Here is a 22,195-nt window from a genome sequence, read left to right as displayed (position 1 = left end):
TCGAGTCAGTGAAGCAAGCGTGAAATATGACGCAGCCAAATCTTCTGTTGGGCATGAGGTTGCCCGCCTAAACGGCCTTGAGGTTGATGATGCTGGTGAAAGAGCCGGGCTGAATACCGTCCATGAATCTGCCTCCTCGCCGCAGTCTCAGCTTTACAAAATTTAGCCCGGTACTAACAAGTTACAAGCCGTGTTTCTTGCCTTTAACCGATACAATATCAATCCGAAGAACTGCGGTGCGGTCCAGATTCGATTTCGGGTATTCAAATTTCTTCTCGGTAAAGTGGGCAACAATCAGATCAAGTGCCTTAATTTTATCAGCTGTATCCTCGACAAACACAGCCTTACCGATGCCGATGACCGTGCGGTGTTTTGCCTCAAAGTCGCAGGGTTCTTCACTTTCAATAAAGCCGTTATCAATACTGATCTCAAAGCAGACGTTATTGTTCCGCTTTATAATCTCAATTTTTGAACCGGCCTGGGCTGAATGGAAATAGAGCGCTGTGCCGTCAAAGGCGTAGAAAACCGGCACCAAAAACGGCATAGCGCCATCAACCAGCGCAATACGCATCAGATTGGTTCCGTTGATGATGGCATCGATTTCTGTTCGATCGGTAATTTCCCGGTCTTTACGCCGCATCAGACCGTGGGGATGATGATCTGTTGATCCCTGCATGGTATAAATCTCCTTGTTTTAGTTTTCTGGTGTCTTTAATCCGCCGCAATCACAGCTATTTGCGCCAAAGGATGACGTGCATTCATGGTCAAAGATACGCGGCACCGGAAAGGCTGCTTTCTTCGTCTTGATTTCACGCAATTTTTCAATATATGCAAGAGGCAGACCGTGTGAGCCAGCACCGGACAGGATTGTTTCGAGATACTCTTCACTGGGCATCTGTTGGGGACCGCCGTGGTAGTACTTTCTGTAGAGCAATACCGGATAGATCTTGCCATCAACCCCAACCACCTCCGTTGGGAGCAGAAAATAGTCACCAGTGCCGTCTAAACGGACATCCTGCCAGGAATCAAGCCGTTCGGTATCCCAAAAGGAGAGCTTGTACACCACCCCCCAAAGATCTTCACCCGGGCTGCTGATCAGGGTTGCGGCACCACCATCCCAACGTTTGGAATAGCCGAAAAAGGCAAGGCTGTGGTCAGCCAGATGCGCAACTGTAAGGGGCTCCGGTTTAGAACAGCGTGAAGAGATCAGCCCGGGGTTCATGTTGGAGCCGTAGAAGAAAATCAGGTGATGCGTCTTTTTGTTGCGATCACTCATGGTGTGGCCCTTTTTGTTGTTGGATGTTGTGCGCTAGCAGGCTTGCATTGGAACAACCATGACCTTTAGCCCCGCCCCTGTGCTGTCAGGCAGTTCTGATGCAACGGTCAGGTTCAGTTTGCCCAGCTCATTGGAAAACCAGCGCGGTGGATGGTCGCAGAGCACTTCAAGCTTTTTAAAAGCAACCCCGGACATGAACGGCACCAACACCTGTTTTGAGTTGAGGCTGCTATCCTTTTTAAGGATCTCTGCCAGGTTGATCTGATAGTACCCGTCACAGCTGTCGCCCACCGGCACCGGTTGCGGCAGTGGCTGGGCTGGAGCAGATGGCGCAGCCCCCCTTTGCGGACGGCGTGAAGAGCAGCCGCCCCCGCAGTTGGAATGACTTTCTGAGCTGCTGCAACTGTGGCCTGCGGCAGCCAGGGCCGCCTGTGCAGCAACAAACTCCCTGTCATGCCGGGCAACATACTCCAGTTGTTCCAGCAGGGTCCCTTCTGATTTCCAGGTACGAAACCCGAACTCTTCCTTTAGCAGGGCATGGAGCAACCCCCTGAATTCCTGGACAACAAACACCTCGCAATCGTCCAGCTGCGCAATGGCGGCCTTTATTCTGACCTTCATCTCTGAAAGCGACAGATCCAGATCCATTTCAAGTGCAATTTCTTTTATTGCTGTCCAGCTGTCTTCCGTCTGTTCGTAGACGCATATCCGGCCCTTTTCATGACAGCCGGCAATAGCGCCTTTTGTATTGAGATAGGTTGCAATTTCCATAGGGCTTCCTTTCGTCCCTGCTTGTCAGAGAGCAGGCAGCAAGGCATCCGCATCTGATCCTGCGGACACCCCACACCATGTTGAACAGATTCCTTCCGATTCGATTACCAAACGTTCAGAATCCACTCCTTGTTTTTCTTATATTCCATGTCGGCAAACAGGGTGTTTGCCATCTGCTCAGCCAGCCAGGTTGCTCCGGCATACCCAACCACCGGATAGCGATGCAGCCCTGCGCGGTCATAGGTGGGGAAACCAACCCGTAGCATCGGGATGTTGTAGTCAATGGAGATAAACCGGCCTTTGGAGTGGCCCAGGATCAGGTCCAGCTCAAGTCCTTCATTCTTGATCCGGTTCTCAAGTTCCCAAAAATCTGCGTTCATGATGATCTGCATATCGTAATCAACGTTTTCCTGCAGCGCCTTGATCCGTGGGTCATCCTTGTAGGCGCTGTTGTCGTCACCCAACAGCAGCACCATCGGCTTCATTTCAAGGTCCAGACAGAATTCAGCCAGGCCGATCACCAGATCAGCATTGCCGTAGATGGCAACCTTTTTGTCGGCCAGGAACAGGTGGGTCAGGTCGGTCAGTGCATCAATGGCAAGCCCCCGTTCACGCACCAGTGATTCAGGAATCGGCTTTCCTGTCATGGTCTTCAGATTTTGCAGGAAGGTATCGGTGTTGCGGATACCGATCGGTGTGGGTCCGATGATCGCCGGTACATCCCAGCGCTTTTGCAGAAACTTGGCTGCTTTGCCGCCTTCATAACGGTTCAGGGCGATGGTACCCTGGGCATCGGCGGTGCCGATCAGGTCTTCAATGGTGGTGTTACCGTGGGAGACGTGGTTGCCGTCCGGCATTACAGGAGAATCAAAGTTTTCGATCTCAAACAGCACGGTGGCGTCAATCTGCATTTCTGCCAGCAGGTGCTTCAGTGCGGTCACATCCCCCGGATTAACCCAGCCGGTGATCAGGTTGATCTTTAGGTTCGGCTTATCCTTCTTTGAGAAGTATTTTACGAAGTCATGTACCGCCACGTCGTAACCACTGACCATGCTGCCCACAAAACTGGGGGAATGGATCGGAATCAGATGCACTTCACGATCAGCATATTTTTCCTGCAGCAGCCCTTCATTCAGCTTGATGACCACCCCGTCGATATCGTCTCCGATAATCTCGGTTGAGCAGGTTGAGATGATCGGTATGACCTTGAGGTGGGGATAGCGCATCAACAGCACATCCACGCCGGTTTCCACCCGGTTGAGCGCACCAAACACCGCCCCTTCTTCATGGACGGAGGTGGAGGCCAGCTCAAAACTCTCTTTAAAATGTTGTGAGAACAGCAGCCGGACAAACATGACACAACCCTGTCCTCCGTGAACAAGCCCGATACAGTCTTTAATGCCGATGCTGGCAAATTGAGCGCCGCAGGGCTGACAGGTGAATATCGGGTTGATAACACCCACACGCTCTTTATTCATTACTTCACAGGACATATCGGTACTCCTTCCTAATATTGCTTGTCAGTAAGCTCTTTGTTCAGCGACCCTGAAATGGTCAGGTGATCAATCCGCTCTTTCAGTGCTTGCATCAGCGTTTTCATCGCTGCCTTGTCCATCTCGGCCAGCCAGCTGTAGCGGCTCTTGAAGGCATCTGCCAGACAGACTGCATCCACCCAGTAGCAACGATCTTCACGGGTCTCGTTTGCCACCGGCTCGTCACACAAAATATTCATGGTGGTGCCCAGCACCCCTGCATTCTGGCGTTCACGGTCCCAGGTCCGGGAGTGAAACTGCCAGAGACAATGCTTCATGATGTAATCTTCCAGTTGAGCAATTTTCTCTTTCATCAGATCCTCTCCCTCCTAGTTCTCGCTGGCAGGCGTTTTTTGCATGTACGGATAGGTTTTGTTCAGATAGTCAGGAATGCAATCATAGTTTCCGGTGTACTGCCGCATCTCCCGGGAGGAAACGACCTCTTCCGGCAAGGTTGTGTCTGAAAGCATCTGCTGTGTTGCAAAGCCCTGGTTGGTCGGGATCTCATCCTTGCTGATGTCCAGAAATGAAAGCTGGTGGATCGGCGAATAGATGGCGTTGTAGATATCCCGTGCAAAGCGGACCCAGCCTTCGTAGCCTTTGTAGGGGCCATTGTGATAGGCATGGGCATTGAGGTACGGCACCCGGATTTTTTTGGCAACTTCCCCCGGACGTTTGCCGGTAAAGATGATGTCCGGTTTTAGCTTCAGCATGGCCTCGACCGACTCAAGCTCGTTGGGATCGTCAATGGCAAGGGCGCCTTCTTCACAGCGGGCAATCCCTTTTTCCATATCCTGCTGGTGGCCGAACTTGGTGTATACCGACACAACATCAAGCCCCATCTCTTCGTGGATCACGTGGGCCCAGTGCCAGAGTTTGGAGCCACCCGGCCAGAGGCAGACTTTTTTGCCCATCAGGCGCTCTTTGTACCAGTCAAGCTCCGGTTTCCAGCGGGCGGTTTCTTCCTCAATAATCTTCTGTGCCCGGTCCTCAATTCCAAAGAACAGGCCGACTTTTCTGAGCGATTGTGCGAGCGGTTCAAAGCCAAAGCCGTCAATATCCAGCCGTGGTATGCCGTAACGGACCCGTAGTTCGTTGCAGATGTACTCGGCTGACCGGGCGCATTCCAGCACGTTCAGGTGGGCGCCGTGCATGGCCCTGAGATCATCGTAGGAACCGTTGCCGGTGAAGGTTGACAGCACCTGAATTCCCATCCGCTTGAAGTAATCCTGCATGATCACTTCATCGCCCTGGATGTTGTACTCACCAACATAGTTAATCACGTAATCACCGGTGATCTTGGGTTCAATCGTGCCGACCTTGTCTTTAATCCAGGCGATGTTGATGGTGTGGTGCCCGCCGGATTGGCTTGGTCCCCTGAAGCCGGGAGAGTTACAGACAAAGATATCCACCTCCGGCATCTCATCCATTACTTCCTGGGCCACGGCGTTAATGTCATCACCGATCAGGGCCGAAGCGCAGGTTTGGTAGAGGGTCATCCGCTTGATCTCAGGAAACGCCTTGAACGCTTCAATGATGTTCTGCTTAAGCATCTTCTCTGCGCCAAATACGATATGCTTTTCCTTCATATCTGAGGCATAGGTATATTTCAGTTGGAAGTTGTCGTTATCGCTGATGTACCGTTTGGTCTGCCAGGTGTCATAGGTGCAACCCACCGGTCCGTGACTCAGGTGGATAACGTCCTTCATGGGGGTGCCGATAACATGCTTGGCACCGCAGTAGGCACAGCCGCGCTCGGTGATCGAACCTGGAATTGTATTTAGATACCCTTCAGGCAGGGCTGAGGTCAGATCCTCGCCAGGGCCTTTTATGACCGCATGTTTTTTTCGCTCCGGTATACAGGTACTGCATTCAAACTCATGATAGGGCATGGTGTCGTTCTCCTTATGTAAAGTGGTTCCTTGATCGGTAAATGCCGGAATCAGTCCATAAGCCCGTACTTGACTACCATCGCCTCAAGCTGATCCATGGTAAGCGGTTTGGGGATCACAAAGTTTTTGTTTTCAATGATCTTGCGGCCAAGTTCCCTGTACTCCTGGGCCTGATTACAATCGGGATCAAATTCGGTGACGGTTTTCTTGTTGAATTCAGCCTTCTGCACGATGTTGTCGCGCGGTACAAAGTGGATCATATGGGTACCGATTGATGCGGTAAACTCTTCCAGAAACTCCTTTTCACCGTCAACATTCCGGCTGTTGCAGATAATGCCGCCCAGACGCACACCGCTCTGTTTGGCGTATTTCACCAGCCCTTTGCAGATATTGTTGGCAGCGTAAATTGCCATCATCTCGCCCGATGCCACGATGTACACTTCCTGAGCCTTGCCGTCCCGGATCGGCATGGCAAAACCGCCGCAGACAACATCGCCCAGAACGTCAAAAAAGACGAAATCCAGATCATCGGTATAGGCACCCAGGTCTTCCATCAGGTCGATGGCAGTGATAACGCCACGACCGGCGCAGCCGACACCAGGCTCAGGTCCACCTGATTCAACGCAGAGGATGTTCTGGTAGCCATTCTTGACCACCTTTTCGATGGTAATCTTTTCCGCCCCTTCCTCGCGCAGGACATCCATCAAGGTTTGCTGCATGTTGCCACCAAGAATCAGACGGGTTGAATCTGCCTTGGGGTCACAGCCATGTATAAAGATTTTCTGGTTCTGGAAATGGGCCATTGCGCCTGCTGTGTTTTGGGTGGTGGTTGATTTGCCGATGCCGCCTTTGCCATAAATTGCAATTTTTCTGGTCATGATAAGACTCCTTTGGGGTCAAGCAGGAAATGGGTGGAACCGGTTCATCAGCGCTGAAATCCCCTAGAGCAGAGAGCGTGCCAGAGAAAGATATTTTTACGGATTGCGGAGCACCAGACATGTTCTGGCAGAAGGCACTTGTTTGATATAGATATATAAATACAGATTGTTAGATGATGTTGCGAAGTGGATTGAAATTAGTTAAAAACCTTGTGTGGGATGTTTTTTTCGGTGTTGCCGGTCCCTTCTGGCTTCTCTTTAAAGTACCGCAACGTAGCTTTTAAAGCGGATAGTTCCAAAATGTACGAAAAGAGCGGTTTTGTTTTCATCATCTGAGCGATGCATGGTCTAAACGGGAATTTCCAACTACACATAACGCCAAAATCGGGTATAGTTTGGCCAAAGGTTGCACCAGCAACCAATCACAAGAAGACCCGACGGGGTGTACCAATGGGTAAGGCACAAGCTGTAGAGCTGGACGGTAGCCTCTGGTTTAATAGGGCTGAAAGCAAGTTTCTGGGTGGCGACCGGATCGCTCTATTAGAGAAGATTGACGAACTTGGCTCCATCACCCAGGCAGCCAAGGCGGTGGGGATCAGTTACAAGACCGCCTGGGAGATGGTAAACCAGATCAACAATCTGGCTGCCGCACCTCTGGTTGACCGTGCCACCGGGGGCAAAGGCGGTGGCGGAACCACCCTCACCACTGCAGGCCGCGAGGTGCTTGAGCAGTTTCGCGTGGTGCAGGAAGAACATCGCAAGTTTTTGAAGAACCTGGACCAGCGTCTGGGCGACACCGGTAGTCTCTACCAATTCTTAAGGAGGATCAGCATGAAAGTCAGCGCACGTAACGTATTTAACGGCACCGTAGCATCCATTAGTAAAGGGGCAGTCAATGCCGAGGTAACCCTGGCATTAAAAGGTGACACCGCCATTACCGCAGTGGTAACCAACGGCGCCATTGATAACCTGGGGCTTAAAGAGGGGATGGCTGCCTATGCCATTGTTAAGGCCAGTTCAGTAGTAATCGGCACAGATCTGGCAGGAGCAAAGTTAAGCACCCGCAATCTGCTGACCGGCACCATAGCCAAACTGGTTGAAGGTCCGGTCAGTTGTGAAGTTGATCTGGAGCTGCCAGGTGGTAATACCATCAGCGCCGTGATTACCGATGGCAGCGCCAAGCGGCTGGGTTTGAAGGTTGGTGGCAGCGCAACCGCACTGTTTAAGGCTTCCAGCGTGATTCTTGGGGTCAGCTGATTACACCGTGATTTAAAATTGGATTAATCGATAGAGGGACATCAACGGAGCTGTCCCTTTTTTCATCAGTAGCGTTATATTTTAAGCACTATAACGATAGACGAGGTTCAGTATGATTACCTGCCTGCCGGATTATGAAATTGAACGATTTCTGGAAGAGGATATCCCCTATGGCGACCTGACCACCCATCTGCTGGGGATTGGAGGGCAACCGGGTGAGATCCGTTTCAGTACCCGTCATGAAACCGTGCTCTGCTGCACGGAAGAGGCTGCACGGCTGCTGGAAAAATGCGGTTGCAGCATCACGCAGCAGACACCCAGCGGCACCCTGTTGGGGGCAGGCGAGATCTTTCTGAAGGCCATTGGTCCGGCCCAGGCATTACACGCCGGTTGGAAGGTGGCCGTGAATCTGCTGGAGTACGGTTCCGGCATCGCCACCCGTACTGCCAGAATTGTCACTGCTGCGCGGGAAATCAACCCCTATATTGCCGTGTTGACCACCCGCAAGACCTTTCCCGGCACCAAGAAGTTGGCCATTAAGGCGATCTGCGCTGGTGGTGCATTGCCCCACCGTCTGGGGCTGTCGGAGACGGTGCTGGTGTTCAAGCAGCATACCGTGTTTATGGGTGGGCTGGAGCCGTTTTTACGGCATGTTGAAACATTGAAGCGCGAGGCGCTGGAGACCAAGATTATTGTGGAGGCGGATTCACCGGAAGAGGCACTGCTGATCGCCCAAAGCGGTGTTGACGTCGTGCAGGTGGACAAGCTGCCACCGGATCAACTGAAGGCGCTGGTGGAAGAGATCAGACAGATTAACCCGGCGGTCAAGGTCTCTGCTGCCGGTGGGATCAATGAACAGAACGCCGCTGAATATGCCGCAACCGGCGTGGATATCCTGGTGCTGTCATCAGTCTACTTTGGTAAGCCTGCTGATATCGGCGCCAGTATTGTCCCTGTCTAAAAAAGGAGTTTGCCGATGAAAACAGTTGTCACCTTTATGCTAATGGCCGGTTTAAGCCTCTGCTTAACCATCTCTGCGTCTGCTGCTGATCTGCATCTGGCTGTGGCAGCCAACTTTACGGCACCAATGGAACAGCTAAAGCCCCTCTTTGAGAAGACCACCGGCCACAAGCTGATTATCTCATACGGCACCGTGGGGAAGTTCTACGCCCAGATCAAGAACGGCGCTCCGTTTGAACTGCTGATCTCAGCCGATGACGAGACCCCGATCCGCCTGGAAAAAGATGGGCTGGCCCTGCCTGAAACCCGCTTCACCTATGCCATTGGCAAGCTGATGCTCTGGAGTACCAAGCCGGGGCTGGTTGATGCCAAGGGTGAGGTGTTGAAGCAGGCAGAGTTTAAACGGCTGGCCATTGCCAGCCCTAAACTGGCGGTCTACGGCGCTGCCGGGGTTGAGGTGATGAAAAAGCTGGGGGTCTATGAACAACTGCAGTCCAAATTGGTGTTCGGCGAGAATATCTCCCAAACCTACCAGTTTGTTGCCACCGCCAATGCTGATCTGGGGTTTGTGGCCCTGTCGCAGATCTATAAGAATGGCCGCTATGCAGCCGGTTCCCACTGGCAGGTGCCAGCCAGCCTCTACCCCCAGATCAGACAGGATGCCGTGTTGCTGACACGGGGCAAAGATAATCCGGCAGGCAGAGCACTGCTCACATTCCTGAAGGCACAGGAGACAAAGAAGATCATCCGTTCGTACGGCTATGATATCTAATTCCGCTTCCGTCCTTAAACTGGAATCGGAATACACCCAAAAGGAGCCAACAAAATGAAACTGTTGAAACTGCTGATTGCTGCATCCTCCCTGTTGATGCTGTCATCCCTGGCCCAGGCTGCAGAAGTAAACGTGGCGGTTGCGGCCAACTTTACCGCACCGATGAAACAGATTGCCGCAGATTTTGAAAAGGCCACCGGCCACAAGGTGGTGCTTTCATTCGGTGCATCAGGCAAGTTTTACGCACAGATCAAAAACGGTGCACCGTTTCAGCTGATGTTGTCTGCTGATGATGAGAAACCGATTCAGCTGGAAAAAGACGGTCTTGCTGTTCCTGGTAGCCGTTTTACCTATGCCATCGGCACGCTGGTGCTCTGGTCTGCCAAGCCCGGCCTGGTTGATCCCAAGGGAGATATCCTGTCCAAGGGGACATTTAATAAGATCGCCATTGCCAATCCGCAGCTGGCCCCTTACGGCGTTGCAGCCATGGAGGTATTGGCCAAGCGCGGCCTGACAGCCGCAATCAAGCCCAAGATCGTGCAGGGGGAGAACATCTCCCAGACCTATCAGTTTGCCGGTACCGGTAATGCTGATCTTGGCTTTGTTGCCCTGTCGCAGGTCATGAAGGGTGGTAAGATCACCAGCGGTTCTGCCTGGATTGTACCGGGTAATCTGCATACTCCGATCCGTCAGGATGCCGTGCTGCTGATGAAAGGCAAAGGTAATCCGGCTGCTGAGGGGTTGGCAAATTATCTGAAAACCGATAAGGTCAAGGCATTCATCCGTACCTACGGGTATGAAATCTAGGAGTAACGATGCTGCTTGACCCAGCAGATTTACAAGCCATCTGGCTGACCGTACGGCTGGCCGCCATTGTTACCGTGATCCTGTTACTGGTGGGAACTCCGGTAGCTTGGTGGCTGGCCCGTACCCATTCCTGGGCCAAAGGGCCGTTGGGGGCGATGGTGGCCTTACCGCTGGTGCTGCCTCCGTCAGTGCTGGGTTTTTACCTGTTGCTGGCCATGGGCCCCAACGGGCCGCTTGGCTGGTTAACCACAAAACTGGGTGTTGGTCCGCTCCCGTTTACCTTCTGGGGCTTGGTGCTGGCCTCGGTCTTCTACTCTCTGCCGTTTATGGTGCAACCGCTGCAAAACTCCTTTGAGGCGATCGGTGAGCGTCCGCTGCAGGTGGCAGCCACCCTGGGTGCATCGCCACTGAACGCCTTTTTCACCGTTGCGCTGCCGCTGGCAAAGCCAGGTTTTCTGACCGCCTCAATCATGACCTTTGCCCACACTGTGGGAGAATTTGGCGTGGTGCTGATGATCGGCGGCAACATCCCCGGCGTGACCAGGGTTGCCTCGGTGCAGATCTACGACCATGTTGAGGCACTGGAATATGGACAGGCCCATCGGTTGGCAGCCGTTATGCTGATCTTCTCATTTCTGGTGCTGCTGGGGATGTATGCCTGGAAGCCACGGCCACAAAAGGGGTAAGGCAGTATGGAGTTGCACCTACAGCTACGCAAACAACAGGGTGAGTTTACCCTGGAGCTTGATCTGCAGGCCAGTGGTGAACGGATTGGTATCTTTGGTCCTTCCGGCAGCGGCAAATCAACCCTGGTCAGTTGTCTGGCAGGGCTTATCACCCCTGATAGCGGACAGATTCTGCTGGATGGTCAACCGATTTTCGACAGCAGTCGCAGGATCAATCTACCTTCCCATCAGCGCAGAATCGCCCTGGTGTTTCAGCAACATGGCCTGTTTCCTCACCTGACGGTACGCAAGAACCTGCTGTACGGGTACCAGCGCTGTCCTGTAACAGAGCGCAGGATAGAGCTGGCAGAGGTGGCTGAGGTGCTGGAGATAACGGATCTGCTGGGCCAGATGCCGGAGACGCTGTCCGGCGGGCAAAGCCAGCGGGTGGCGTTGGGACGGGCGATTCTCGCTTCACCACGACTGTTGCTGATGGATGAGCCGCTCTCTGCCCTGGATGATGACCTGCGCTACCGGATCATTCCCTACCTGAATCTGGTGTCTGAGCGGTTCAGGATTCCGTTTGTCTTTATTTCTCACTCATTGGTGGAGATGCGGCTGATGGCCGACCAGGTGGCGGTATTGGAAAAGGGGCAGCTGGCCGGTGTGGTTGTGCCGGAAGAACTGGCCCGCCAGCGGATGGGGCAAAGCTCAACCGGCTACATCAATCTGCTGGAGCTGGGGATACCACAGGAACAACAGGGGTTACTGGCCTTTCCCTGGGCCGGGCGGGAGCTGCTGCTGTCCGGCGGCGCCGGTACAGAATCCGGCACCTTTGAACTGTCTTCTAAAGATATCATCCTCTGCAAGCGCCACCCCGATGCCATCAGTGCCCGGAACCTGCTGCCCTGCATGGTGCGCAGCCTCTTTGAATCAGGCAAAAAAACCGGCATAGAACTGGACTGTAACGGCAGTACACTGGTGGCCGAGGTGGTGCCTGCTGCAGCGCAAGAATTGCAGATTACCCCCGGCAGCACGGTCTGGGCCGCCATCAAAGCATCGGCCTTCCGGCGGTTGTAGCGGCATCAAAGCGCATCTAATCTCGACGGCCCGATGGTAACCAGTCTGCAGCCTGCTGTGACAGGGGTTTCTGAAGGCGGGTTCAGGTTCACCTTGCCATCAGGGCAGCTGATGCCCAGTACCATATGGCCTTTGTTACGACAGCGTTGAGAAAACGATTCAAACGCCCCAACACTGCTAACCGGCACCAGATAGATCTGCTGCCCCTGGCCGCTGCTGAGCAGATCCCCCAGCACCTCCTGCACACCTGGGTTCAGCAGTTCCTGACTTAAGAAATGGGCGTCAAAGCGGCTGGTGCAGACGATCCGGTCACAACCGGCCTTACGCAGCAGTTCTTCCGAGGCGGGGTCAATACATTCCACCACGGTATTAACCTGCTTGCAGCGTCCTTCAATGGCCAGGGCGATGGCCACATTCAGGTTGTCTGAGGCCGGATCAGTGGGGTCGCGGGTCAGAATAACAGCATGCTGGGCCTGATCAATGGCGGCCCGTTGGAGGGTTTCATCACGGGTCGGATTGCCGCGCACATAATGGACCCCCCGTTTCTGCAGCTCAACCGGCAGCTCATCCAGCTGTTCATCCACCAGAATAACCGGCATGCTGGTCCCCACAGCCTTGTCCAGTGCCAGTTCCAACAAGATCCTCTCAACCTTAGCCAGACCTGCAAAATTAAATATCACCAGATGATCAGACAGTTTGAAGGTTGACATCCCCTTGATCTCCTTTGTTTTGGAGGTGACCAGCGCCGCAGCCACCATGGAAAGGGCGTAGCCCAACAGACCGATACCAAAAACCATGATCGGCCAGCCCACCAGAAACCGGCCGCCAAGGCTTTTGGGAAAGAAATCGCCATACCCCACGGTGGCGATGGTCACAATAGTGTACCAGAGCCCGTCAGCCCAGCTCAGATCAGGGTTGGCAGGCAGTTCAAAATAGAGAAAACCGGTGGTGCCGTAGATCAGCACCGCCAGCATCAGCACCAGCACCCGCAGGTATTCAGGCGGATTGCGAACCATGCTTTTCATGAAATACTGAATAACCTGAAACATATTATTAAATCCTCCATTCCGGCTTCAAATCAAGGATGAGAGCAAGGCGGCGAGGAGTTCGGCGACGGAGGCGTACAGCAGTACGCTGAGGAGCCAACGAAGCTATCGCCTTGAGTTGGAGCCGAATTACTGGTTCTGGGAGCGCCACTCACGAATAAGCGCCAGCGCCCGCTCCGTAGCGGTGGTGTTTGACCAGAGTCCACGCCGTCCGGCCCGGGCCTGTTCCTGTTCCTGCAGGTAACTCTGCATGGCTGGAAAGGGGTAGACCGTGTAGACCAGGGCCAAGCCCTGCCGCACCAACCGGATTGCAATATCTTCATCATCAACATAGAGGGTGGCCAGATAGCGGCCATGTTTATCCTTGGGGGTGGTGGCCAGCAGGACCCGCACCGGGCGATCAGCCATGCTGCGCTGGATGGTCTCCATGGCGGCCTGGGCAAAGGGGGTGACCACATCCTTTTCCACCTTGGCGTCAAAGGATTTGATCCCTACAATCCTGATGGTGACCGGTGGTTGCCCTTCCCGCGCTGCAACCAGACTGTCACCATCGATCACCTTGACCAGACGGACCAGATCGCCATTCTCAATCTTGCCGCTGGCGCTCTGTACGCTGCGGCGCTGCTTTTCAGCATTGATGCCGTAAAAGGCGGAAGCACCAACTAAAAAGATGATCACGGACCAAAAGGCAAGTGTCGGTCGATCCATGCGCGTTTGCCTCCCCATAAAGATGTGCTATATAGACCTGTAACGTCTTTTATACCAGCGAACATCCAATTGTACAGAGGGTCGGATTGTACCATGCGTTTTTCTCTGAATGAACATGTCAAGGCAGTGCATCCGCCCCCGATCAGCGAGGTAAAGGAATGGGCTACTCAGCGGCCTGAGTATGCTGCGCCGCTGATTGACCTTTGTCAGGCCATCCCTGATTATGCCCCCCCTGCAGAGCTGATCAGCCATATCCAGCAGGTAGCCCTTGATCCCCAGACCAGCCGCTACAGCCCGGATGAAGGGCTGGTTGAGGTGCGGGAGGCGGTCTGTCGCCGTTACCGCCGCCGCTATGCCGCCAAGATCAACCCGGAGCAGGTCTGCCTGACGGTCGGGGCCAGCGCCGCTTTCTGGCTGGCCATGTTGACCCTCTGCCATGCCGGTGATGAGGTGATTGTCCAGCTGCCCTGCTATTTTGACCATCCGATGGCCCTGACCAGTCTGGGAATCAGGCCGATCTACACACCGTACAAAGAGAAAGAAAAAGGGCTGCCCAACCTGGACAGCATTGCCAAACTGATCAGTCCGCGTACCAGGGCGATCCTGTTGGTCTCCCCCAGCAACCCCACCGGCACCGTCATCCCGCCTGATCTGTTGCGTCGGCTGTATTTTCTGGCCCAGCAGCACCGGATTGCCCTGATCCTGGATGAAACCTACAGCGATTTTATCGAAGGGATGCCCCATGACCTGTTTACCATGGAGGAATGGGGCAGCACCCTGATTCAGATCATGTCCTTTGGCAAGAGCTACGCCCTGACCGGTTATCGGGCTGGCATGCTGGCTGCGGCGCCGGAGGTGATCCGCCAAGCCCTGAAAATCCAGGATACCATGACCGTCTGTCAGCCTCGTATTACCCAGCTGGCGTTGCAGTACGGGCTGGATCATCTTGATCAGTGGGTGGAGATGAACCGGCGGATGATGACCTTCCGCCACAACCTGTTTACTGAGGAGTTCAGCCTGCCGGGTAACCGTTTCAGGCTGGCAGCCAGTGGCAGTTTCTTTGCCTGGGTCAAGCACCCTTTTTCCGGCAAGAGTGGTCGTGAAGTGGCCAAAAAACTGGCAATTGAGGCAGGCATTCTGACGCTGCCGGGTGAGGTCTTCGGCCCTGGGCTGGAAGACTACCTGCGGCTGGCATTTGGCAATATCAAAGAAAAATCGATCCCTGAAGCCATCCATCGTTTCCGGCGTTTTGCCTGAGGAGGCGTACTCCATGCGACTACTTGTAACCATCGCAGCCCTGCTCTGTCTGCTGGCATCATCGGCACTGTCAGTATCAGCTGCAGAATACCGTAAGATCAAGGTTGCCGTTCTTGATTTCCAGCAGCAGGGCAGCTTTGAAACGGCCGGTGTCGGACGGATTGCCGCAGAATGGTTAACCACTGGCCTGGTGGAGACCGGGCGGTTTGAAATCATCGAGCGTCGCCTGCTGCAGCAGATTGTTGATGAACAGAAAATGGGCGTTTCAGGCCTGTTTGATCCTTCCAGCGCCTCAAAACTTGGGCGTCTGCTGGGGGTCAAGACCGTGGTGACCGGCACCATTCAGCATTACGAAAACACCTTTGAGCTGAACGTCCGTCTGATCAACGTGGAGACCGGCGCCATTGTTACTGCCGACCGGATCAAGGCCGGTTCAGCCAGCGGCCTGCGGAATATGATCAGCCGGATCACCACCCGGATCGTACGGCACTTTCCGCTGCAGGGCTATGTGGTACAACGGACCGCTGACCGGGTGATGATTGATCTGGGACGACAATCCGGCGTCAGTCCGGGCTTGCAGTTCAGTGTTTTTCTGGAAGGGAAGCCGTTGCGGCATCCCAAGACCGGCGAAGTGCTTTCCATTGAACGGATTGAAAAGGGCTCCCTGAAGATTACTGAAGTCCGGGAAAAGACCGCACTGGCCACCATTACCACAGAGAGCTGTACCGGCTGTATCCAGGAAGGTCAGCAGGTCAGCAGCGTTTTTGTTGAAGAGGCCCAGCGCCGGGACGAGCTGCAGCAGCAACAGGATGAAGAGCGCAAGCGTCTGGAGCAGGAGCAGGACGATCAGGAAAAGCGTGACAAAGAAAACCGCAAGGCTGAGGAAGAGCGTAAAAAGCGGGAAAAAGAGGCTGCTGAGCGGAACAAACGGCAATCCGGGCAGGGACAGATCCTGAGTGGTCTTGTCTCGGTTATGTCCTTCCCTTCCCAGAAAGAATCACTGACCAGTCTGGCGGTTTCTCCCACCGGAGGCATTGTTGCTGCCGGGGATAATGATGGCAGGATCATGGCCTGGGATCTGAAAACCAGACAACAGCTATTTGTGCTACCGGCCCACAAAGGCGAGGTGACGGCCGTTGATATCAGCCATGACGGCAGGCTGCTGGCCTCGGCAGGCAAGGACAAGCGGGTCACGGTCTGGAATATCAACAAACAACAGCAGGTGGCAGTTCTTGAAATCAGAGACAAATCCACTGACATTGAGTTTTCACGCACCGGGCAGCAACTGGCTATCGGCCTGGATAACAAGGAAACCTGGGTCTGGAGTATAAGCAGCAACCGGACTCGAACTGTCAAAAGCGATGATGATGTCCTGGCGGTGGCCTTAAGTCCTGACGGCCATCTGCTGGCTACGGGTGGCAAAGACAAACTCATCTCGCTCTGGGAACCGGGAACCGGCAGGTTGCAGCGTCGTCTGAGCGGGCACCACAAGGATATCCGTATGCTGGCTTTTGTTGCTGGTGGTAAGCGACTGGTTTCGGTCAGCGACGACAAGCAGGCGATTCTTTGGGATACTAAAAACGGTACCCAGTTGCGCATTCTGGGCGGCCATGATGATCAGATTGTGCATCTGGCAGTCAGCCGTGACGGGCGCAAACTGGTCACCGGCGAACGTCGTCGGGGCGATGGCCTGATCATCCTCTGGGACCCTGAGACAGGTCGCGAGCTGCGGCGTTATCGGGCTGAAAAACGGGTGGATCTGATGGGGATGACCCCGGATGGCACGCTGCTGGTGATCGGCCATGACAAGGATCTTTCAGTCTACCAGCTTAACTGAGTGTAACCGTAAGGAGTAGTCCGATGAATCCTGTGCGATATCTACTGATAGTCGGCAGCATGATTTTCACCCTTGCCTTGGCCTTGCCTGTCCAGGCTGATTTCAAGAAGATCAAGGTTGCCGTGCTTGATTTTCAGACCGAAGGTAACTTTGAAGACAAGGATGTCGGCAAGATTGTGGCTGAGTGGCTGACCACCGGACTGGTGGAGGCAGGGCGTTTTGAGATTGTGGAACGCCGGCTGCTGAAGAAGATTATTGATGAGCAGAAAATCGGCGCTTCCGGGCTGGTTGACCGGGACAGCACAGCCCGGCTGGGGCGGGTGCTAGGGGTGCAGACCGTGGTTTCCGGCACGGTGATCAAGCTGGATAACAGTGTTGAAATCAATGCCCGGCTGCTGAATGTGGAAACCGGCACCATCCTGGCCGCAGAAAAGATCCGCTCCCAACGTGCCACAGATCTGTCAGGCATGGTTTCCCAGATAACGGACAAGATCATTCAGGCCTTTCCGCTGCAAGGGTATGTGGTGCAGCGGGAGGGTGAAAAGGTGATCATTGATATCGGACGCCAGACCGGCACCCGCAATGGTTTCCGCTTTATTGTCTTTAAAGAGGGCAAGGTGGTCAAGCATCCCAAAACCGGTGAAGTGCTTGATATCGAGACCATTGACCTGGGCGAGATTGAGCTGCAGGAGGTCAAGGAGCGCACCTCAACCGCACGGATTATCAGCGAAGCGGTGAGAGGCTCCATTACCAGCGGCGCCATGGTCCGCAGCAGCCAGGATGCTGGGGCAGAGGCAGGTAATCAGCCGTCTGAATCCGGGCAACGCAAGGGCTGGTGGCGACGCAACTGGGAAACGGTGCGAGATTCGGTGAAGGGTGGCTTCAGTTCAAAGGAGGGAAGCAAGTGAGATACCTGCTACTTGTAATGGCCATGATCGCTGCAGCTACTCCTGCTTTTGCAAAACCGGTCTGTGTCGAGACTGAGGGAGAGGGGGCTCTGGTGCGGGGAGACCGGGCGTCCGCCAAGATGGAGGCGATCAGCCGGGCCAAATGGAGCGCGGTTGAGCAGGTTGCCGGTGTTGACCTGAAAAGCAGAACCATTGTCAGCGACTCAGTGCTGCTGGAGGATATGATCAGCAGTCAGGCCCGCGGCGTGGTCACCAGCCTGCAGGTGATTCATGAACAGCAGGGCAGTGATAGTTTTCGTGTCCGGGTCAAGGCCTGCGTTGAACCATCCCAGGCCAGAGAAGCGGTCTCACCATTGGCCCTGCACAGCACAGTAGCGGTCTTTGTACCGTCCCGTAAACTGTCTGGCGGTAAGGCAGCGGCCAACTCTGATGACAGCGGCCCCTTTACCGAGGCGATCAACAACGCCCTGATCCAGCGTGGCTTCACCGTGAAAGATCTGGCCGAAGGGAACGGCTCACTGCGTGCAGCTGATCTGGAACGGGCCATGAAGAGCGACAACTTCCTTTCCCTGCGATCCCTGGCCTATCGCTTCAAATCCAACACCATCCTGATCGGACGGATTGAACCGACCCTCTCCACCAACAAGGGGGATGATGTCGGGTACGGAATCAGCATGCCGTTCAACAAGGTCACGGTCCGCCTGACCTACCGCCTCTTAACCCGTGATGCCAAGGGAAGCTTGATCATGCTGGCAGCCGGAACAGACGAGGCGGTGGGCCTTGCCCCCCATGCCGAGGATGCCCGCAATGCAGCCCTGAAAAACCTTGCAGAAAAAACCGTACCGGTCCTGATGGACAAGATTAATCTGCGGATGAAAGAGCTGGCCCATAAAGTCATCATAACCGTTGACGGGATCACAACACCGGAAGAGACCTTTGCAGCCCGTGATCAGCTGCAGCAGATCACCTGGGTCAGCGATATTGAAGATGAAGGGATCGGCCGTTTCAGGCTGACCTTTCCGGAAAACCCCCTGTACCTGGCCAACGGCCTGACCCAGAAAGGCTTTCGCATCATCAGCTTTGCACAGGACGCCATCAAGGTCAGACGACGCTAATGAGCGGAGGATTATCCCTTGCCGCCAACCGTAACAGCACCTATACTGCAAACTATGCACATTCACCAGACAACGTTTATTAAAAGTGCCGTTAAACCGGCCGACTATCCACCAATCGACCTGCCGGAAATTGCCTTTGCCGGGCGTTCAAATGTGGGCAAGTCATCCCTGATCAACGTCATTGTTGAACGCAAGGCACTGGTTCGCACCAGCTCCACCCCAGGCCGGACCCAGTTGATCAACTTCTTTCAGGTCACCGGCGTCCCGTTCTCCCTCAACCTGGTTGACCTGCCCGGCTACGGCTATGCCAAGGTGCCGCTGGATGTCAAGCGCCAGTGGGGGCCGATGATGGAGCGCTATCTGTCAGGCCGGGAGTCGCTGAAGGGTGTGGTGCTGATCCTGGATATCCGCCGGATTCCCTCGGATGAAGACCTGCAGATGCTGAGCTGGCTGCGTTCCTACAACCGTCGTCCGATTATTGTGCTGACCAAGTGCGACAAGGTGACCAAAAACGAGCGTGCCAAGCAGACTGCCGCCATTGCAGCCAAGCTGCAGATGGACAAGTCGCAGCTGGTCCACTTTTCCGCCCTTTCAAAGGATGGTCGGGATGCAGTCTGGCAGGCGATTCAGGATGCAGTGGAGGCTGATGCGCCATGACCAAGACCATGCCTGATCTGCAGCAGAGTCGCGATCACCGCAAGATCCCGATCCGCAAGGTGGGGGTCAAGAATATCTCCTACCCGATTGTGGTGCAGGACAAGCACCGTTCCCTGCAGCACACCGTAGCCACCGTGGATATGTATGTGGACCTGCCGCACCAGTTTAAAGGCACCCACATGAGCCGCTTTGTGGAGATCCTGAACCGTCACCGGGAGCAGATTGCCCTGGATCGGCTGGAGGAGATCCTGCAGGAGATGCGTCAAAAGCTGGGAGCAGAGACTGCCCACCTGCGGGTGGAGTTTCCCTACTTTATTGATAAGGCTGCACCGGTCTCCAGGGCCCGCTCCCTGATGGAATACACCTGTGAGTTTGACGCCTGTCTCAACGGTGATCAGCTTGACTTTGTGCTGGGGGTCAAGGTGCCGGTCACCTCGCTCTGCCCCTGCAGCAAGGAGCTGTCACAGTTTGGCGCCCACAATCAGCGCAGCATCATGACCGTCAAGGTGCGCTACAAAGAGTTCATCTGGATTGAAGATCTGGTGGAGTTGATTGAACAGTGCGGCAGCAGTCCGCTCTATGCGCTGCTGAAGAGGGCTGATGAAAAACATGTCACCGAACAGGCCTACCAGAATCCCCGTTTTGTGGAGGATATGGTGCGGGAGGCCTACCTGCGGCTGGCAGCCTCAGAGAACATCACCTGGTTCTCGGTTGAGGCAGAGAACTTCGAGTCAATCCATAACCATTCGGCCTATGCGGAGGTGGAGCTGGACCGGCGGGACACGCAGCATCCATGAAGCCGATCCTGATTATGGCCGCCGTGCCCCGGGAGCTTGAGCTGCTGGTCAATACACTGCAGGATCCCTATTGTGACACTGACGCCACCTTTTCCGCAACCGAAGGAAACATCGGGGCTACCCGGCTGGTCTGCTGTGCTGGGGGGGTCGGCAAGGCTAATGCCGCATCAGCAGCCACTTCACTGGTAGAACGGTATCGTCCTGAGTTAATTATTATTACCGGCTGCGGCGGTGCCTATCCGGGCAGCGGGCTTTCAGTGGGTGATCTGGCCCTTGCAAGCGATGAGATTTTTGGTGATGAAGGGGTGGACACTCCAACCGGCTGGCTGGATCTGGGCCAGATGGAGCTGCCGCTGCTCACCAAAGGTGTACGTTCCTGGTACAATAGTATTCCACTGGCACGACATGAGGCGCAAAAGGCGATGAAACTGGCAGGCAGCCATGGCATACAGCTGGTGCGAGGACGTTTTGTAACCGTATCAAGCTGTAGTGGCACTAAAGGGCGTGGTCAGGAACTGGCCCGGCGCTATCAGGCGGTTTGCGAAAATATGGAGGGGGCATCGATTGCACTGACAGCACTACGTTATGGTATCCCCTGCCTGGAGATCCGTGGCATCAGTAATCTGGTGGAAGACCGGGACATGTCCCGTTGGGATATCAGCCGGGCCGTGGAAGCGGCCCAGCGCTTTGTGATCAAGATAGTTGAAGAGGTAAGCAGGTAGCAGAGGTTACTGCCCAAACTCCGGCGGCAGACCCACCTTGTTTGCCTGTTCCACCAGCTGATTCAGCTGAACCCTTATATTGTCGTATTCTTGATTAAGTTGACGGCTACGGCTATTAAGCTCGGCAATCTTTTCCCGACCAAGCAACTTCTTGCCGTCTCCCCCATCCAGTTTTAGCTGCTCCATCTGCTGTTCAATCGTTTTAAGCTGCGCCCGCAGTGCCTGAAACTGCTGTTGCCATGCAGCTGCACTGCGATCACCAAATTTGGTGGACGGGGTTACTGTCCCCTGAGCAGATCCAGCTTGGAGAGTTGCCCCGGCAGGAGCTGCCGCAGTCTTGGAGTCATTCTTTACTGCAACCGGTTGTGCATCAGGGGGTGACTCTTCGTCTGCTGCCTGACGCAGCGCCTTGGCCCGATACTTTGCAGGCACAGCGCCGAGATCATCGGTAAAATGCATGGTGCCTGCAGGGTCAGTCCATGAATAACTTGCTGCCCCAGCGGTTATTGGCAGTAGCAGCACAAATATCACCAGTACCAGATGTTTCATTGTAATGTTCCTCCTCCAGCTAACGTTCGCCAAAAATAGCCGTACCGACCCGTACCAGGGTCGCCCCTTCTTCAATCGCCACCTCAAAATCGCCGGACATCCCCATGGAAAGTTCCGCCATCTCAACACCGGGAATCTGTTCGTTCCTGATCTGCTCAGCCAATAAACGCAGTTCTTTAAAATAGGGGCGGGCTGCTTCAGGGTCATCAAAAAAGGGCGGCATGGTCATCAAACCGCGTACCCTGATATTAGGCAATCGGGCAATCTGACGGACCAGCTCAACAGCCTCAGTTGCAGTGGTGCCGGACTTTGTGGCCTCACCGGAGACATTGACCTGTACCAGAACAGCACAGCTCGTATCCTGTTTGTTGCGCCACTGCCGATCAATCTCCTGTGCCAGTGATAGCCGGTCTACGGTATGGATCATACTGACAATGCCGGGCAGGTACTTGACCTTGTTGCTCTGCAGATGGCCGATCAGATGCCACTCGATCGGATCGTTCAGCTGCCCTGCCTTGTCGACCAGTTCCTGGACATAGTTCTCTCCAAAGATCTGTTGGCCTGATGCCGCTGCTTCGGTAATAACCGAGGCTGGATGCAGCTTGGAAACTGCTACCAGACGCACTGAAGCAGAATCTCTGCCTGATAGGACACAGGCCTGCCGGATACGCGCCTGAACCGTTGCAAGGTTGTCGGCGATCCTGGACAT

Annotated in this window: 24 protein-coding genes; 13 read left to right on the top strand and 11 right to left on the bottom strand. The window is 54.6% G+C overall.

Annotation, left to right across the window (positions count from 1 at the left end; all coding sequences use genetic code 11):
• Positions 1-181: 181 nt before the first annotated feature.
• From B5D39_RS14140 to nifH, 7 genes are all read right to left on the bottom strand, one after another.
• Positions 182-676, bottom strand: a complete 495-nt coding sequence (locus B5D39_RS14140) for a pyridoxamine 5'-phosphate oxidase family protein (protein ID WP_078791101.1) — start codon at positions 674-676, stop codon at positions 182-184.
• Between the two features lie 18 nt (positions 677-694).
• Positions 695-1,276, bottom strand: a complete 582-nt coding sequence (locus B5D39_RS14135; protein ID WP_078791100.1) for a gamma-glutamylcyclotransferase family protein — start codon at positions 1,274-1,276, stop codon at positions 695-697.
• A gap of 33 nt (positions 1,277-1,309) precedes the next feature.
• On the bottom strand, positions 1,310-2,047 hold the full coding sequence (anfO, locus tag B5D39_RS14130; RefSeq protein WP_078791099.1) for a Fe-only nitrogenase accessory protein AnfO: 738 nt from the start codon (positions 2,045-2,047) through the stop codon (positions 1,310-1,312).
• 104 nt (positions 2,048-2,151) lie between these two features.
• On the bottom strand, positions 2,152-3,540 hold the full coding sequence (anfK, locus tag B5D39_RS14125; RefSeq protein ID WP_078791098.1) for a Fe-only nitrogenase subunit beta: 1,389 nt from the start codon (positions 3,538-3,540) through the stop codon (positions 2,152-2,154).
• Between the two features lie 14 nt (positions 3,541-3,554).
• Positions 3,555-3,893: a Fe-only nitrogenase subunit delta gene (gene anfG, locus B5D39_RS14120; RefSeq protein ID WP_078791097.1), complete on the bottom strand. Its 339-nt coding sequence runs from the start codon at positions 3,891-3,893 to the stop codon at positions 3,555-3,557.
• A 15-nt stretch (positions 3,894-3,908) separates the two neighbouring features.
• The gene (gene anfD / locus B5D39_RS14115) at positions 3,909-5,471 is read right to left on the bottom strand and encodes a nitrogenase iron-iron protein, alpha chain (protein WP_078791096.1); all 1,563 of its coding nucleotides are present in this window, start codon (positions 5,469-5,471) and stop codon (positions 3,909-3,911) included.
• Positions 5,472-5,521: 50 nt separating this feature from the next.
• Positions 5,522-6,349 (bottom strand): nitrogenase iron protein, encoded by an 828-nt coding sequence (nifH, locus tag B5D39_RS14110; protein WP_078791095.1) that lies wholly within the window; start codon positions 6,347-6,349, stop codon positions 5,522-5,524.
• A 450-nt stretch (positions 6,350-6,799) separates the two neighbouring features.
• Here nifH and B5D39_RS14105 point away from each other — a divergent pair, with 450 nt between their 5' ends.
• The 6 genes from B5D39_RS14105 to modC all read left to right on the top strand — a co-directional run bounded on the left by B5D39_RS14105 (position 6,800) and on the right by modC (position 11,890).
• Positions 6,800-7,606, top strand: coding sequence for a TOBE domain-containing protein (locus B5D39_RS14105; RefSeq protein WP_078791094.1), 807 nt, complete (start codon positions 6,800-6,802; stop codon positions 7,604-7,606).
• Between the two features lie 112 nt (positions 7,607-7,718).
• Positions 7,719-8,567, top strand: a complete 849-nt coding sequence (gene modD, locus B5D39_RS14100) for a ModD protein (RefSeq protein WP_078791093.1) — start codon at positions 7,719-7,721, stop codon at positions 8,565-8,567.
• A 15-nt stretch (positions 8,568-8,582) separates the two neighbouring features.
• Positions 8,583-9,338, top strand: a complete 756-nt coding sequence (gene modA, locus B5D39_RS14095; RefSeq protein WP_078791092.1) for a molybdate ABC transporter substrate-binding protein — start codon at positions 8,583-8,585, stop codon at positions 9,336-9,338.
• A 54-nt stretch (positions 9,339-9,392) separates the two neighbouring features.
• Positions 9,393-10,145, top strand: a complete 753-nt coding sequence (gene modA / locus B5D39_RS14090) for a molybdate ABC transporter substrate-binding protein (protein WP_078791091.1) — start codon at positions 9,393-9,395, stop codon at positions 10,143-10,145.
• An 8-nt stretch (positions 10,146-10,153) separates the two neighbouring features.
• The gene (modB, locus tag B5D39_RS14085) at positions 10,154-10,831 is read left to right on the top strand and encodes a molybdate ABC transporter permease subunit (protein WP_078791090.1); all 678 of its coding nucleotides are present in this window, start codon (positions 10,154-10,156) and stop codon (positions 10,829-10,831) included.
• A 6-nt stretch (positions 10,832-10,837) separates the two neighbouring features.
• Positions 10,838-11,890 (top strand): molybdenum ABC transporter ATP-binding protein, encoded by a 1,053-nt coding sequence (modC, locus tag B5D39_RS14080; RefSeq protein ID WP_078791089.1) that lies wholly within the window; start codon positions 10,838-10,840, stop codon positions 11,888-11,890.
• Between the two features lie 5 nt (positions 11,891-11,895).
• On the opposite strand, the gene B5D39_RS14075 is transcribed toward modC, so the two are convergent.
• Positions 11,896-12,939 carry a potassium channel family protein gene (locus B5D39_RS14075; RefSeq protein WP_078791088.1) on the bottom strand — a complete coding sequence of 348 codons (1,044 nt, stop codon included), beginning with the start codon at positions 12,937-12,939 and terminating at the stop codon, positions 11,896-11,898.
• A gap of 126 nt (positions 12,940-13,065) precedes the next feature.
• Positions 13,066-13,644, bottom strand: a complete 579-nt coding sequence (locus B5D39_RS14070; RefSeq protein WP_161947514.1) for a thermonuclease family protein — start codon at positions 13,642-13,644, stop codon at positions 13,066-13,068.
• 93 nt (positions 13,645-13,737) lie between these two features.
• On the opposite strand from B5D39_RS14070, the gene B5D39_RS14065 reads away from it, so the two are divergent.
• From B5D39_RS14065 to mqnB, 7 genes are read left to right on the top strand one after another with little or no spacing between them, the layout of a single operon-like run.
• Positions 13,738-14,901, top strand: coding sequence for an aminotransferase (locus B5D39_RS14065; RefSeq protein ID WP_078791086.1), 1,164 nt, complete (start codon positions 13,738-13,740; stop codon positions 14,899-14,901).
• A gap of 13 nt (positions 14,902-14,914) precedes the next feature.
• A complete protein-coding gene (locus tag B5D39_RS14060) occupies positions 14,915-16,738 on the top strand; it encodes a FlgO family outer membrane protein (RefSeq protein WP_078791085.1) in 1,824 nt (607 codons plus the stop codon).
• A 23-nt stretch (positions 16,739-16,761) separates the two neighbouring features.
• Positions 16,762-17,646, top strand: coding sequence for a FlgO family outer membrane protein (locus B5D39_RS14055; protein ID WP_078791084.1), 885 nt, complete (start codon positions 16,762-16,764; stop codon positions 17,644-17,646).
• A complete protein-coding gene (locus tag B5D39_RS14050; RefSeq protein WP_139366781.1) occupies positions 17,643-18,761 on the top strand; it encodes a hypothetical protein in 1,119 nt (372 codons plus the stop codon). Before B5D39_RS14055 ends, B5D39_RS14050 begins: the two co-directional genes overlap by 4 nt.
• 54 nt (positions 18,762-18,815) lie before the next feature.
• The gene (yihA, locus tag B5D39_RS14045; protein ID WP_078791082.1) at positions 18,816-19,418 is read left to right on the top strand and encodes a ribosome biogenesis GTP-binding protein YihA/YsxC; all 603 of its coding nucleotides are present in this window, start codon (positions 18,816-18,818) and stop codon (positions 19,416-19,418) included.
• Between the two features lie 8 nt (positions 19,419-19,426).
• The gene (gene folE2, locus B5D39_RS14040; RefSeq protein ID WP_139366783.1) at positions 19,427-20,215 is read left to right on the top strand and encodes a GTP cyclohydrolase FolE2; all 789 of its coding nucleotides are present in this window, start codon (positions 19,427-19,429) and stop codon (positions 20,213-20,215) included.
• On the top strand, positions 20,212-20,937 hold the full coding sequence (gene mqnB / locus B5D39_RS14035) for a futalosine hydrolase (protein WP_078791080.1): 726 nt from the start codon (positions 20,212-20,214) through the stop codon (positions 20,935-20,937). The genes folE2 and mqnB overlap by 4 nt, the downstream gene beginning before the upstream one ends.
• A gap of 6 nt (positions 20,938-20,943) precedes the next feature.
• Here the strand turns inward: mqnB and B5D39_RS14030 are convergent, their stop codons facing one another.
• Both B5D39_RS14030 and B5D39_RS14025 read right to left on the bottom strand, forming a co-directional pair.
• Positions 20,944-21,486, bottom strand: coding sequence for a DUF4124 domain-containing protein (locus B5D39_RS14030; RefSeq protein WP_078791079.1), 543 nt, complete (start codon positions 21,484-21,486; stop codon positions 20,944-20,946).
• Positions 21,487-21,505: 19 nt separating this feature from the next.
• A complete protein-coding gene (locus B5D39_RS14025; protein ID WP_078791078.1) occupies positions 21,506-22,195 on the bottom strand; it encodes a YggS family pyridoxal phosphate-dependent enzyme in 690 nt (229 codons plus the stop codon).

Origin of the sequence: Trichlorobacter thiogenes, from assembly GCF_900167465.1 — a bacterium.
Classification (GTDB): domain Bacteria; phylum Desulfobacterota; class Desulfuromonadia; order Geobacterales; family Pseudopelobacteraceae; genus Trichlorobacter; species Trichlorobacter thiogenes.
The sequence above is the reverse complement of the archived record's forward strand: the minus strand, read 5'-3'. Positions and strand labels throughout refer to the sequence as shown.